Here is a 13,872-nt window from a genome sequence, read left to right on the forward strand (position 1 = left end):
CACGGTGCCGGGTCCCGATCCTTCGCCTGATCCTTCTGCCACGCACGCCAGCCTATGTTGTACCGCCGGTAACTTTCCCTCGCCCGACCCCTACCGCTCGGTATGGAGCTGCTCTACAGTCCCGACTGTGCCAGTGATTGCTGGCGGAATTGGCCGGGCGCGCGGGAGGCGGCATGGCGAAGCACGAGCAGGTACGTGTGGCGGTGATCGGATCGGGATTCGGTGGCCTCGGCGCCGCCGTCCGGCTGCGCCGCGAGGGAATCACCGACTTCGTGGTCCTGGAGCGGGCCGACTCCGTGGGCGGCACGTGGCGGGACAACAGCTACCCCGGCTGCGCCTGCGACGTCCCCTCCCACCTCTACTCCTTCTCCTTCGCGCCCAACCCCGACTGGCCGCGGACCTTCTCCGGACAGCGCCACATCCGCGCGTACCTGGAGCATGTCACGGACACCTTCGGGATCCGCCCCCACCTCCGGCTCGACCACGAGGTGCGGCGGATGGAGTGGGACGCCGAGGCGCTCCGCTGGGAGATCGAGACCAGTCAGGGCACCTTCAGCGCCGAAGTCGTCGTCTCCGCCACCGGGCCGCTCTCCGACCCCAAGATCCCCGACATCCCCGGTATCGCCGACTTCCCCGGCAAGGTCTTCCACTCGGCCCGCTGGGACCACGACTACGACCTCACCGGCAAGCGCGTCGCCATGATCGGCACCGGCGCCTCCGCCATCCAGATCGTGCCCGCGATCCAGCCGCAGGTCGGGAAGCTGACCCTCTTCCAGCGCACGCCCCCGTGGGTCATGCGCCGGATGGACCGCGCCATCAGCGGCCCCGAGCGCTGGCTGCACCGGGCCGTGCCCGTCACCGGCACCCTGCGCCGCGGTCTCCTCTGGGGCATCCGCGAACTGCAGGTCGGCGCCTTCACCAAGCACCCGAACGAACTCGGACTCATCGAGAAGCTGGCCAAGGCCAACATCGCCAAGGCCGTCAAGGACCCCGTCCTGCGGGCCAAGCTGACGCCCTCGTACCGCATCGGCTGCAAGCGCATCCTGCTCTCCAGCACGTACTACCCGGCGGTCGCGCAGCCCAACGTCGACGTCGTCGCCTCCGGTCTGCGCGAGGTCCGCGGCTCGACCGTGGTCGCCGCCGACGGCACCGAGACCGAGGTCGACGCGATCATCTTCGGCACCGGCTTCCACGTCACGGACATGCCGATCGCCGAGCGGGTCGTCGGCGCCGAGGGCAAGACGCTCGCCGAGACCTGGAAGGGCGGCATGGAGGCGCTGCGCGGCGCCACCGCCGCCGGCTTCCCCAACTTCATGACGGTCATCGGCCCCAACACGGGCCTCGGGAACTCCTCGATGATCCTGATGATCGAGTCCCAGCTGAACTACATGGCCGACTACCTGCGCCAACTGAACGTGCTGGGCGGGCGTGCCGCCCTCGCCGTCCGGCCCTCCGCCGTCGGCGCCTGGAACCGCAAGGTGCAGGCCCGGATGGAGCGGACCGTCTGGAAGGCCGGCGGCTGCGAGAGCTGGTACCTCGACGCCAACGGCCGCAACACCACGCTGTGGCCGGGCACGACGGGCGAGTTCCGGCGCGAGACCCGCCAGGTCGACCTCTCCGAGTACGAGGTCATCCGCGCGCCCAAGCCCGCGAAGTCCGTTCCCGCGAAGGCCCGCACCACCTCCCGAAAGAAGGAGGCCGCCCAGTGAGCCGGCACCTGACCTCGCTCCCCACCTCCCGCGAACTCACCGCCGTCTCCGCCGACGGCGCCCGGATCCACGTCGAGGTGTACGGCCCCGAGGGCGCGCCCGCCGTGGTCCTCGCCCACGGCTGGACCTGCTCGATCGCCTTCTGGGCGGAGCAGATACGGGCCCTCGCCGCCGACCACCGGGTCATCGCCTACGACCAGCGCGGCCACGGCAGGTCCCCGGCCCCGGCCGGGCCCTCCGGATACGCCACCCGGGCGCTCGCCGACGACCTCGAAGCGGTCCTCGCGAGCACCCTCGCCCCCGGCGAGAAGGCCGTCCTCGCCGGACACTCGATGGGCGGCATGACCCTCATGGCGGCGGCCGACCGGCCGGGCTTCCGGGAGCACGCGGCGGCCGCGCTGCTCTGCTCCACCGGGCCCTCGCGGCTGACCGCCGAGGCCACCGTCGTACCGGGCCGGCCGAGTGACCGGCGGACCCGGCTCACCCGGGGCGTCCTCGGCGCGAAGGCCCCGCTCGGGCCGGTCAACGCCGTCTCCAGGAAGATCCTCAAGTACGCGACGATGGGACCCGGTTCGGCCCCCCAGCGGGTCGACGCCTGCGCCCGGATCGTGCACGCCTGCCCGCGCGGGGCACGTGTCGGCTGGTCCAGGGTGCTCTCCGAGCTCGACCTCGAAGCGGGCCTGCGGGCGCTCGACCTGCCGGTCGCGGTCGTCGTCGGCACCGCCGACCGGCTCACCCCGCCCGTCCACTCCCGCGCCATGGCCGAGGCGCTCCCGCAGTGCGTGGGGCTGCTCGAACTGGCGGGTATGGGGCATATGACACCCGTGGAGGCCCCCGAGGCCGTCACCGCGCGGATCCGCGAACTGACCGACACGTACCTGGAAGTGAAGGAGAAGGCATGAGCCGGGTGAGCCTGGAAGGACAGGTCGCGGTCGTCACCGGAGGTGCCCGCGGCGTCGGGGAGCTCCTCGCCCGCAAGCTGTCGGCGCGCGGCGCGAAGATCGCGCTCGTCGGCCTGGAGCCGGAGCAGCTCAAGGAGGTCGCGGGGCGGCTGCACACCGAGGCCGACTGGTGGCACGCCGACGTCACCGACCACGAGGCCATGGCCAAGGTCGCGGCCGAGGTGAAGGAACGGTTCGGGAAGGTCGACATCGTCGTCGCCAACGCCGGTGTCGCGGCGGGCGGTCCGTTCGTCGAGTCGGACCCGGACGCCTGGCGGCGGGTCATCGAGGTCAATCTGATCGGCGGAGCGGTCACCGGCCGGGCGTTCCTGCCGGTCCTCATGGAGTCGCGGGGGTACTTCCTCCAGATCGCCTCGCTCGCCGCCCTGACCCCCGCCCCGATGATGACGGCGTACTGCGCCTCCAAGTCGGGCGTCGAGGCCTTCGCGCACAGCCTGCGCGCCGAGGTCGCGTACAAGGGCGTGAAGGTCGGCGTGGGCTACCTCTCCTGGACCGACACCGACATGGTGCGGGGCGCCGACCAGGACGACGTGATGAAGGAGCTGCGGCAGCGACTGCCGTGGCCGGCGAACCGCACGTACCCCCTCGGCCCGGCCGTCGACCGGATCGTGGCGGGCATCGAGCGGCGCTCCCCGCACGTGTACGCGCAGTGGTGGCTGCGCGGGATGCAGTCGGTCCGCGGCTACCTGCCCGGGATGATCGCGACCGTCGGGCAGCGCGAGATGAAGCGCTTCGAGCCCCGCCTCGGTTCGGTCTCCAAGGGTCTCGTGGGCGCGGGCGGCGCGGCCGACGAGGAGGAGAGGACGGCGGGCCGGGCCGGACGCTGACGGGGCTGTTGCCGCGCGGCGGCCGGGGGGATCGCCGCGCGGTAGCCGTCCGTAACTGATCGAAATGCGTCGAATGTTCGCTCGTGCAAGGCTGGTCGAGGCCCAAGGGGCCCACCGTCCCTGTCTCCCTCACACCCTTCTAGGAGTGAACTTTCATGGGCATGGCAGACCAGTTCAAGGACAAGTCGCAGCAGCTCGGCGAGAAGGCCAAGCAGGCCATGGGCAAGGCGAAGGACGAGGCGTCCGAACGCGCGTCCAAGGGCCGCGAGCGCTCCGACGACGAGACGCGCAGGGCCCAACAGGAGGCCCAGGACCGTCTCGACCAGGACTACGACGCCTGACACGTCGTTCCCTCGCGTGCTGTGTCGAGGAGGCGCACCCGGCGACGCCGGGTGCGCCTTCACGTGTGTACGGCGCCTTCACGCCGGTACGACGCGCATCCCGTCCTCCTCCAGGGCTCGGAGCATCACCGCGAAGAGGTCGTACGGATCGCCGTCCGGGGACAGGGCACGGGAGAGGTGTGCGCGGGCGACGTCGGAGTTCCGCCAGGTCAGGGTGGACGGGGCGGTGAAACCGAAGCCGCCGCCCAGGCAGTCGTGGAGTGCCTGGAAGCATCCGCCGAGGTAGCCGCCGGGCCCGTTCACCGCCTCGCCGAGCGCGAGCCAGAGACCCGGCTCGTCGGTGACGTGCCGCCCGTCGAGCGTGTACGCGGTCCCCGCCGGCCGGTCCTCGTGCGTGCGGCGGCAGGCCCGCTCCCGGACGAGGTCGTGCCAGGCCCCGCGCCGCCGGGTGTCGAGCCCGGCCCAGGCGCCGGGCGTGGTCGGCGGCCCGGCGAGCCACCGTTCCCAGACCGGGCGGGCGAACTCGGGGACGGGGTCGACGAAGGAGCCGTCGCACTCCACGTCGAGCAGTTCGGGGCCGAGCGCGGAGAGGCGCCATGCGGTGACCCTTGCCCACAGGCGCCGCTCGGTGAGGGGTGCGCCGTGCGCGTCCCGGAGTTCCAGGACGGCCGTCTCCAGTTCCAGAGCCTTCCGCGTCCCGGTCGCGAGCGCCCGCCGCAGCTCCTCGCTCGGCGCGAGGCCGCGCAGGACGAGCGGAGGCGCGGCCGGCTCCGCGGGCAGGACGGCGGCGAACTCCCGGCAGGAGCCCAGCCATCGGGTCCCGTCGTGGATCCGTACGGGGCCGCGGTGGCCCTCGGGCGGACCGTCGTGGTCGTCCTCCCCGAGGAGGACGAGACTTTCCGTAGCCGCCCGGAGGTCGACGACCTCGACGTCCGTCAGGCGCCAGGCGTCGGGCGTCCCGTCCTCGGGGACCAGCCAGACGGTGCTGCCGAGCCACTCAGGGGCCGGGGCCGGAGCCGGGGCAGGAGCCGGGGCAGGAGCCGGGGCAGGAGCCGGGGCTCCGGCCGTCTCCGGGACCCAGCCGAACAGCTCGTACATCCCGCTCCGGGGCTCGCCGAAGAGGCCCTCCACCTCGGCGAAGTCACCCCAGACGTGGCCGTCCTCCTCCCTGACCAGGGAGAAGGGGGCGGGCGAGGGGCGTCGTTCCACGGTCATGTCGTTCCTCGGGCGAAGGTGGCGTACGGCACGTTCCTCTCCTCCCGGAGGGCCGGGGCAGAGCGCGCCGCAGCTGGTCAGACCTTCAGAGGGCCGAAAAGTTGTACGCACCGGGCGCAGGATCTTCGTACGGTGGCGCCCATGGCCGTACTTGAGCGACTGCGATCCGATCACGCCCCCGCCCTGCTCGCCTTCGAGCGGGAGAACCGGGAGTACTTCGCCGCGTCCGTGCCCGACCGGGGGGACGCGTACTTCACCGACTTCGAGGAGCGGCACCGGGCGCTGCTCGACGAGCAGGAGACCGGGACGATCCACTTCCACGTCCTCGTGGGGGAGGGCGGCGAGATCCTCGGGCGGTTCAATCTCGTCGACGTCGCCGACGGGGCCGCCGAACTGGGGTACCGGGTGGCCGAGAGGGCGACCGGGCGGGGCGTGGCGACGGCCGGGGTCCGGGAGGTGTGCCGGCTGGCGCGCGAGGAGTACGGGCTGAGCCGGCTGACCGCCGTCACGACCCTCGACAACGACGGGTCGAGGGTCGTGCTCGGGCGGGTCGGCTTCGGCGCGGTCGGGAGCGTGACGCTCGACGGGCAGGCGGGGACGTCGTACGAGCTGGATCTGGCCGACGGCGTGGGGCGGAGCGCCGCCTAGGTCGTGTCCGGGAAGCAGCGCCGTCTGCCCGCGGGCCGGGCGGGACTCGCCGGACACGACCTGGCGGGCGTCCGGCGATTCCCGGCGGGTCCGCCCCCAGGGCCGGACACCCTCTGGGGCGCTACTCCTCGGCCGTCGCGCGCGGCGGCAGCTTCGGGCGGGAGCGGTCCGGGAGGCCCTCGTAGCCCGGGGGGCTCGCCGCCGGGGTTTCCGCGAGGAGTTCGAGGGCCACCTCGACCGCGTCGTCGAGCTGGGCGTGCCGGCCCTCCGCCCAGTCGAGCGGGGTGCGCAGGATCGCGAGGTCCGGTTCGACGCCGTGGTTCTCCAGGGACCAGCCGTACTCGGGGAACCAGGCCGCGTTCATCGGGACCGTGATCTGGGTGCCGTCGCCGAGCCGGTGGCGGCCGGTCATGCCGACGACTCCGCCCCAGGTGCGCTGGCCGACGACGGGCCCCAGGCCGAGGAGTTTGAACGCGGCGGTGATCATGTCTCCGTCGGAGGAGGTCGCTTCGTCGGCGAGGGCGACGATAGGGCCCCGTGGGGCGTTGGAGGCGTACGAGACGGGCTGAGCGTTGCGGGTGAGGTCCCAGCCGAGGATGCTGCGGGTGAGCTTCTCCATGACGAGCTCGCTGATGTTGCCGCCGGCGTTGCCCCGTACGTCGACGATGAGGGCCGGCCGGGAGACCTCCATGCGCAGGTCGCGGTTGAACTGGGCCCAGCCCGAGCCGCCCATGTCGGGGATGTGGAGGTAGCCGCAGCGGCCGCCGCTGAGCTCCCGTACCACCGCCCGGCGTTTGGCCACCCAGTCCTGGTACCGCAGCGGACGTTCGTCGACGAGCGGGACGACGGCGACGCGGCGGGCCCGGCCCTCGCCCTCGGCGGGTGTGAAGGTGAGCTCGACGGTGGTGCCGCCGGTGCCGGAGAGCAGCGGGTACGGGCCGGTGACCGGGTCCACCGGACGGCCGTCGACATGGGTGAGGACGGCGCCCTCGCGGATGCCGGTGCCGGCGAGCGGGGAGCGGGCCTTGGAGTCGGAGGACTCGCCGGGCAGGATGCGCTTCACCGTCCAGCCGGACTCGCGGGGCACCAGGTTCGCGCCGAGGAGTCCCATGGGCCGCTGGTAGTGCGGCGGGCCCTCGTTGCGGCGGGCGGGGGTGACGTACGCGTGGGAGGTGCCCAGTTCGCCGGCGACCTCGCGGAGCAGGTCGGCGAACTCGTCGGGGGAGGCGACCCGTTCGACGAGCGGCCGGTACTGGTCGAGGACGGCCGTCCAGTCGACCCCGCCCATGCCGGGCTCCCAGAAGTAGGCGCGGACGATCCGGCCGGCCTCGTCGAAGGCCTGCCGCCACTCGGCTCCCGGGTCGACCTCGTGGAGGATGCGCCGCAGGTCCAGGTAGACGGTGGAGTCGCCGTCCCCCGACTCGGTGGCGGGCACGGCCCGCAGCTCGCCGTCGTCGGCGACGACGAGCCGGGTGCCGTCGCCGCTGACCGAGAACCAGTCGAGGTCCTTGGCGAGTTCGCTCTTGCGGGCCTTGGTGATGGAGAAGTGCTCCAGGGTGGGCTTGCCCGAGGTGTCGGTCGGGTTGGCGAAGGTCTCGCCGAGCGCGCCCGAGATGGGCCAGCGCAGCCAGACCAGACCGCCGCCGCTGACCGGATGCAGGGCGGAGTACTTGGAGGCGGCGACGGGGAAGGGGGTGACCCGGTCGGGGAGCCCCTCGATCTCGACGGTGACGGTGCCGTCGGTGGTCGCCTCCGTGTCGTCGTCGGCGGGGTCGAGACCGCCGGCCGCCGGCCGCCCGTCGGGGAGCAGCGCGAACGGGGACGGCGTCGCGGAGGAGAGCGGGACGAGGTAGGGGCGGCAGCCGAGCGGGAAGGACAGGTCGCCGGTGTGCACGTCGTACACCGGGTCGAAGCCGCGCCAGGAGAGGAAGGCGAGGTAGCGGCCGTCCCGGGTGAAGACGGGGTTCTCGTCCTCGAAGCGCCCGTTGGTGACGTCGACGACGGTCCGGGCGCCGGGGCCGGAGATCCGGGCCATCTTGATGGAGCGCAGGGAGCGGCCGATGCCCGGGTGGGACCAGGTGAGCCAGTCGCCGTCGGGGGAGAAGGCCAGGTCGCGGACGGGGCCGTTGACGGACCGGATGAGTTCGGTGACCTCGCCTCCCCCAGACTCCGTCCGGGAGGTGTCCCCGGAGTCCTCCGTGGCGTCGAGCAGGAGCAGCCGGCCGTCGTGGGAGGCGATGGCGAGCCGCTCGCCGTCCGGGTCGGCGACGAGTTCCTCGACCCGGCCGAGATCGCCCGAGGCGAGGCGGCGCGGCGGCCGGTCGCCGCTGGCCCGCGGCAGATAGGCGACCTCGACGGCGTCCTCGCCCTCGGCGTCGGTGACGTAGGCGACCTGGCCGCCGCTGCCGAGCATCTCGGGCAGCCTGACCCGGACGCCCGGGGTGTCGACGATCGTGCGGGCCGGGCCGTCGCGGTGGGTCAGCCAGTAGAGGCTGCCGCGTACGGAGACGGCGCTGGCCCGGCCGGTCTCGTCGACGGATACCGCGTCGACGTGGTGGGCGGCGGGCACCTGGTAGCAGCGGCGGCCGACGCGCTGGCCGCCGAGCCGCACCTCCAGTTTCCGGGGGCGGGAGTCGGGGGTGAGCGCGTCGACGATCCACAGCTCGCCGGCGCACTGGTAGACGACCCGGCGTCCGTCGCTGGAGGCGTGCCGGGCGTAGAACTCGTCGTGGTCGGTGTGCCGGAGCAGGTCGGTGCCGTCCGGCAGGCAGGAGTAGAGGTTGCCGACGCCCTCGTGGTCGGAGAGGAACGCGACCCGGCCGTCGACGGGCATCGGGGAGTCGAGGTGGCCGCCGATGTCGGGCAGCAGCCGCTTCCCGTGCAGCCAGAGGCGGCCGGTGGCGCCGCCGAGGTAGCGCTTCCAGGCGGCCGGTTCGTGCGGCGGCTTTCCGGTGAGGAGGAGGGTGCGGCGCTCGCCCTCGTGCTCGCCGCCGTCCTCGGTGACGGCGATGTCGGAGACCGGGCCCCAGGGCAGGCGGCTGCCGGGGGAGCCGTCGGTGTGGACGGTGTAGGCCCAGGAGTAGTACGAGAAGGGCTGCCCGTGCGAGGAGACGGCGAGGATGTCGGAGCGGCCGTCCTTGTCGGGGGGTGTCCAGCCGCAGACGCGGGTGTCGGTGGAGCCCCAGTAGGTGAGCCGCCGGGCGGACCCGCCTTCGATGGGGACGAGATGGATCTCTGGGTCGAGGCTGCGCCAGTTCGTGTACGCGATCTGCCGGCCGTCCGGCGAGAAGCGCGGGTGTCCGACCCGCGTCCGGTCGACGGTGAGCCGCCAGGCCCGGCCGGGGCGTCGGCCTCCGGGGACGAGCGGGGCGATCCACAGATCGTCCTCGGCGGCGAAGCACAGCAGGTCGTCGTGGAGGTGCGGAAAACGGAGATACGCGACGTCGTCACTCACCTCCTCATGCTTTCCGCGCGGAGGGGGTGCGGCAACTCGTACGTGTTTGCGGGCGTCTTCGTGGTCGGGTCCGGCTTCGGTGTGGCCCAGGACACGTACGAAACGGTTTCGTTTCGCTGAGGGCGGGGGTATCTTCTTACTGTACGAAACCGTTTCGTTCGACAGGAGTCCGGTTATGGCCCGCAGCAGGCTCACCCCAGAGCGTGAGTCCGAGCTGTACGGAGCCGTGCTCGACCTCCTGCGCGAGGTCGGCTACGACGCCCTCACCATGGACGCCGTCGCCGCCCGCACCCACTCCAGCAAGGCCACCCTCTACCGCCAGTGGGGGAGCAAGCCCGAGCTGGTCGCCAAGGCTCTGCGGCACAACAAGCCCATCAGGCTCACGGAGATCGACACGGGCACCTTGCGTGGCGACTTCCAGGCGATGATGGCGCTGACCGACGACTGTCAGATGGAGAAGGACACCGCGCTGATGCGCGGCCTCGCCCACGCTGTCCACACCCACCCCGAACTGCTCCAGGCACTGCGCGAACTGCTCATCGAACCCGAGATCAGCAGCATGCGCGACACTCTGGAACGAGCGGTGGAACGGGGTGAGGTCAGCGCCGACAATCCGGCACTGAAGTACGTCCCGCACATGATCATCGGGGCGTTCGTCGCCCGTCCGCTGGTCGAGGACCAGCCGATCGACCATGCCTTCATCACCGACTACGTCAACGCCGTCGTGCTCCCCTCACTCGGCGTCTGACATTCCCCGCAGCACGGCCTGCACCATCCGCACCACTCGCATCACCCGCACCACCTGACGTCGAACCGCTCACGCCGTCGGGCCGGCTCCCCATGCCCTGTCCCACCACGAAATGGGAGTACGCCCCCGTGGCCACGTTCCTGTACAAGCTGGGCCGTTCCGCCTTCCGGCGCCGACGGCTCGTCGCCCTCCTCTGGGTGGCCCTCCTGGCGGTCGCCGGGATCGGCGCCGCCACCGCACCCGCGCCGACCTCCGGCTCCTTCTCGATCCCCGGCACCGAGGCCCAGCGCGCCTTCGACCTGCTCGAAGAGCGCTTCCCGGGTGCCGGAGCCGACGGGGCCACCGCCCGCGTCGTCTTCAAGGCCCCCGAGGGCCAGAAGATGACCGACCCGGCGCACAAGGCCGTCGTCGAGGAGACCGTCTCCGCGCTGAAGTCCGGCTCGGACCAGATCGTCTCGGTCACCGACCCGTACACCGCGCAGGCCGTCTCCCAGAACGGCTCCACCGCCTACGTCTCCGTCGCCTACAAGGTCAACGCGATGGAGCTGACCGACGAGACGCGTGAGGCGCTGACCCAGGCCGGACACAACGCGCAGGGCAAGGGACTCACCGTCGAGGTCGGCGGTGACGCCCTGCAGACGATGCCGGAGACCGGCTCGGGCGAGATCGTCGGCGTCGTCATCGCCGGCATCGTCCTGGTCCTCACCTTCGGCTCGCTCGTCGCCGCCGGACTCCCGCTGCTCACGGCGATCATCGGCGTCGGCATCGGCGTCTCGTCGATCGCCGCGCTCGCGAACGTCCTGGACCTCGGCTCCACCACCTCCACCCTCGCGATGATGATCGGCCTCGCGGTCGGCATCGACTACGCCCTCTTCATCGTCTCCCGCTACCGCGCGGAGCTGGCCGAGGGCCGCGACAAGGAGGATGCCGCGGGCCGTGCCGTCGGCACGGCGGGCTCCGCCGTCGTCTTCGCCGGACTCACCGTCGTCATCGCCCTGGTCGGCCTGGCCGTCGTCAACATCCCGATGCTGACGAAGATGGGCTTCGCCGCCGCCGGCACGGTCGTGATCGCCGTACTGATCGCGCTCACCCTGATCCCGGCGCTGCTGGGCTTCGCGGGCGACAAGGTCATCGGACGCAAGCAGCGCAAGGCCGCGAAGGCCGGCGGTGCCGCCCCGACGGGCGACCCGAAGGCCGCGAAGCCGAACGGCGGCACCCGCTGGGCCCGCTTCGTCATCCGCCGCCCCGTGATGGTGCTGCTGATCGGCGTCCTCGGCCTCGGCGCGATCGCGCTGCCCGCCGCCTCCCTGGAGATGGGCCTCCCGGACGACGGCGTCAAGCCGACCTCCACCACCGAGCGCCGGGCGTACGACACGCTGTCGGACGGCTTCGGCCCCGGCTTCAACGGCCCGCTGCTCGTCGTCGTCGACGGCGACAAGGCGACCGCCGACAAGACGGTCTCCACGATCAAGGGCCTCGAAGGATGGGCCGCCGTCACCCCGGCGACCCCGAACAAGGCCGGCGACGCCGCGATGATCACGGTGGTCCCGAAGGACCGTCCGTCCTCGGAGGCCACCGAGAGTCTCGTCCACGACATCCGGAACGCCACCGGCGACGACGTCCTCGTCACCGGCGCCACCGCGATGAACATCGACTTCTCGCAGAAGATGAACGACGCCCTGGTGCCGTACCTGGCCCTCGTCGTCGGCCTGGCCTTCCTGCTCCTGACCCTGGTCTTCCGCTCGATCCTCGTCCCGCTGAAGGCGGCCCTCGGCTTCCTGCTCTCGGTGGTCGCGGCCCTCGGCGCGGTCGTCGCGGTCTTCCAGTGGGGCTGGCTCGGAAGCCTCTTCGGGGTCGAGCAGACCGGCCCGATCATGTCGATGATGCCGATCTTCATGGTGGGTGTCGTCTTCGGTCTCGCGATGGACTACGAGGTCTTCCTCGTCACCCGGATGCGTGAGGCGTACGTCCACGGGGAGCGGCCCGGCGAGGCGATCGTGACCGGCTTCCGGCACAGCGCCCGGGTGGTCACCGCCGCCGCGGTGATCATGATCGCGGTCTTCTCCGGCTTCATCGGCATGACGGACCAGATGATCAAGATGATCGGCTTCGGCCTGGCCGTCGCGGTCCTCTTCGACGCCTTCGTGGTCCGGATGGCGATCGTCCCGGCCGTCCTCGCGCTGCTCGGCCACAAGGCCTGGTGGCTGCCGAAGTGGCTGGACCGGATCCTGCCGAACGTGGACGTGGAGGGCGAGGGTCTCGCCAAGGCCGCGCCCGCGGACGAGGCGGACGGCGGGCCCTCCGGCCCGAAGCCGGACCTCGTGAAGGTCTGATCCCGAGGTCGCTCGCCCCGTGCGCCGTCAGCTCGTCGTCATCGACGGGCCGGCGGCGTACGTGTGTTTCAGGAAGCGGGTCAGCGCCGTGGTGTCGAACTGGACGACCGTGACGAGGCCGTCGTCCTTGTGGAGTTCGACGACCGTCTGCACCCGGCCGCAGGGCCAGACCCCGATGTCGCCGCGGCGGGTCGGGGCGCGCAGGCCGGTCTCCAGGAGGACGCGGGGGAAGGACCACTCGACGTCGCCGGGGAAGACGAAGCGGACGGTCGCGGGGGAGAAGCCGGGGTCGTAGCGGAGGTCGACGGGGACGGGGCGGGAGAGCGGGGCGTCGCTGATGATCCGCCCCCTGGCGTGGTCCTCGACTGCGAGGTCGGTGTCGCGGTCGACTGAGCGGTCGGCTTCGTGGTCGGGTTCGCGATCGTCTGCGGCGGCCATCGGGGGCTCCTCACAGTTTGTCCTCTTATCGACTAATGTCCCACTCCTTCCCGGCGTGCGCACGAACCATGCGCCGCTTTTCTGTGACCTGTGCGCTCTTGCAACTGCTTTGCAGGAGCGCTCATCATTCAGGGCGTGCATGTACCTGACGGATTCATCAACGCCCCCGTATCGGTCGCCGCCGGTGTCGTCGCCGCCGGCGCCGTCGCCGTGAGCCTGCGCGGGGCACGGCGCGAACTCGGGGGCACCTCCCGTTCCGGAGGCTACGGGGGAGAGCGGACCGCTCCGCTCGCCGGGCTCGTCGCGGCCTTCATCTTCGCCGTCCAGATGCTGAACTTCCCGGTCGCCGCCGGGACCAGCGGACATCTGCTCGGCGGCGCGCTCGCGGCGATCCTCGTGGGGCCATGGACCGGTGTGCTGTGCATAGCCGTCGTCCTGCTCATGCAGGGCATCCTCTTCGCCGACGGCGGCCTCACCGCCCTCGGCGTGAACATCACCGTCATGGGCGTCGTCACGGTCGTCGTCGCCTACGCGGTCTTCCGCGGCCTCGTCCTGCTGCTGCCCCGCACCCGCGCCTCGGTGACCGCGGCCTCCTTCGTCGCCGCGCTCGTCTCCGTACCGGCCGCGGCCGCCGCCTTCACCGTCCTCTACGCCCTCGGCGGCACCACCGACGTCCCGGTCTCCAAGGTCCTCACGGCCATGGTCGGCGTGCACGTCCTCATCGGCATCGGCGAGGCCGTCATCACCATGCTGACCGTCGGCGCGGTCGTCGCCGTCCGCCCCGACCTGGTCTACGGCGCCCGCGGCCTGACCGCCCCGCTCAAGCTCCGCGTCGGCGGCGAACTGGTCGACGCGGCCCCGGCCGCCGCGCCCGCCCGCTCCCCGAGGAAACTGTGGATCGGCGGCGTCGTCACCGCGCTCGTCCTCGCCGGCTTCGTCTCCTTCTACGCCTCCGCCAGCCCCGACGGCCTGGAGAAGGTCGCCGCCGACAAGGGCATCGACAGCAAGGTCGAGGACCACGCGGCCGCCGACTCCCCGCTCGCCGACTACGGCGTCAAGGGCATCGAGACCGCCCGCCTCTCCGGCGGCCTCGCCGGCGCGATCGGCGTGGGCGCGACCCTCGCCGTCGGCACGGGAACGTTCTGGGTCGTCCGCCGCCGCCGTACGCACGGGGAACCCCGTACGGAAGCCGTCTGA

At 72.1% G+C, this 13,872-nt stretch carries 11 protein-coding genes; 8 read left to right on the forward strand and 3 right to left on the reverse strand.

Annotated elements, in window-relative coordinates; translation table 11 throughout:
• Positions 1 to 173: 173 nt before the first annotated feature.
• The 4 genes from OG259_RS24575 (at position 174) to OG259_RS24590 (ending at position 3,839) form a co-directional block, all read left to right on the forward strand.
• Positions 174 to 1,709, forward strand: coding sequence for a flavin-containing monooxygenase (locus tag OG259_RS24575; protein ID WP_328944228.1), 1,536 nt, complete (start codon positions 174 to 176; stop codon positions 1,707 to 1,709).
• Positions 1,706 to 2,611, forward strand: a complete 906-nt coding sequence (locus OG259_RS24580; protein ID WP_328944229.1) for an alpha/beta fold hydrolase — start codon at positions 1,706 to 1,708, stop codon at positions 2,609 to 2,611. The genes OG259_RS24575 and OG259_RS24580 overlap by 4 nt, the downstream gene beginning before the upstream one ends.
• Positions 2,608 to 3,498: an SDR family oxidoreductase gene (locus OG259_RS24585; RefSeq protein ID WP_328944230.1), complete on the forward strand. Its 891-nt coding sequence runs from the start codon at positions 2,608 to 2,610 to the stop codon at positions 3,496 to 3,498. Before OG259_RS24580 ends, OG259_RS24585 begins: the two co-directional genes overlap by 4 nt.
• A gap of 155 nt (positions 3,499 to 3,653) precedes the next feature.
• On the forward strand, positions 3,654 to 3,839 hold the full coding sequence (locus tag OG259_RS24590; protein WP_266892851.1) for a hypothetical protein: 186 nt from the start codon (positions 3,654 to 3,656) through the stop codon (positions 3,837 to 3,839).
• A 78-nt stretch (positions 3,840 to 3,917) separates the two neighbouring features.
• Here the strand turns inward: OG259_RS24590 and OG259_RS24595 are convergent, their stop codons facing one another.
• Complete coding sequence (locus tag OG259_RS24595) at positions 3,918 to 5,054, reverse strand: hypothetical protein (RefSeq protein ID WP_328944231.1); 1,137 nt, start codon at positions 5,052 to 5,054, stop codon at positions 3,918 to 3,920.
• A 141-nt stretch (positions 5,055 to 5,195) separates the two neighbouring features.
• Between OG259_RS24595 and OG259_RS24600 the strand changes: the two genes are divergently transcribed.
• Complete coding sequence (locus tag OG259_RS24600) at positions 5,196 to 5,702, forward strand: GNAT family N-acetyltransferase (protein WP_328944232.1); 507 nt, start codon at positions 5,196 to 5,198, stop codon at positions 5,700 to 5,702.
• Positions 5,703 to 5,823: 121 nt separating this feature from the next.
• Here OG259_RS24600 and OG259_RS24605 read toward each other — a convergent pair whose 3' ends face one another.
• A complete protein-coding gene (locus tag OG259_RS24605) occupies positions 5,824 to 9,156 on the reverse strand; it encodes a S41 family peptidase (RefSeq protein ID WP_328944233.1) in 3,333 nt (1,110 codons plus the stop codon).
• A gap of 175 nt (positions 9,157 to 9,331) precedes the next feature.
• Between OG259_RS24605 and OG259_RS24610 the strand changes: the two genes are divergently transcribed.
• A complete protein-coding gene (locus OG259_RS24610; RefSeq protein ID WP_328944234.1) occupies positions 9,332 to 9,904 on the forward strand; it encodes a TetR/AcrR family transcriptional regulator in 573 nt (190 codons plus the stop codon).
• A gap of 128 nt (positions 9,905 to 10,032) precedes the next feature.
• The gene (locus tag OG259_RS24615; protein WP_328944235.1) at positions 10,033 to 12,237 is read left to right on the forward strand and encodes an MMPL family transporter; all 2,205 of its coding nucleotides are present in this window, start codon (positions 10,033 to 10,035) and stop codon (positions 12,235 to 12,237) included.
• Positions 12,238 to 12,264: 27 nt separating this feature from the next.
• Here OG259_RS24615 and OG259_RS24620 read toward each other — a convergent pair whose 3' ends face one another.
• The gene (locus OG259_RS24620) at positions 12,265 to 12,675 is read right to left on the reverse strand and encodes an SsgA family sporulation/cell division regulator (protein ID WP_328944236.1); all 411 of its coding nucleotides are present in this window, start codon (positions 12,673 to 12,675) and stop codon (positions 12,265 to 12,267) included.
• 135 nt (positions 12,676 to 12,810) lie between these two features.
• Here OG259_RS24620 and OG259_RS24625 point away from each other — a divergent pair, with 135 nt between their 5' ends.
• Positions 12,811 to 13,872, forward strand: a complete 1,062-nt coding sequence (locus tag OG259_RS24625; protein WP_328944237.1) for an energy-coupling factor ABC transporter permease — start codon at positions 12,811 to 12,813, stop codon at positions 13,870 to 13,872.

This window comes from Streptomyces sp. NBC_00250, from assembly GCF_036192275.1.
GTDB lineage: Bacteria > Actinomycetota > Actinomycetes > Streptomycetales > Streptomycetaceae > Streptomyces.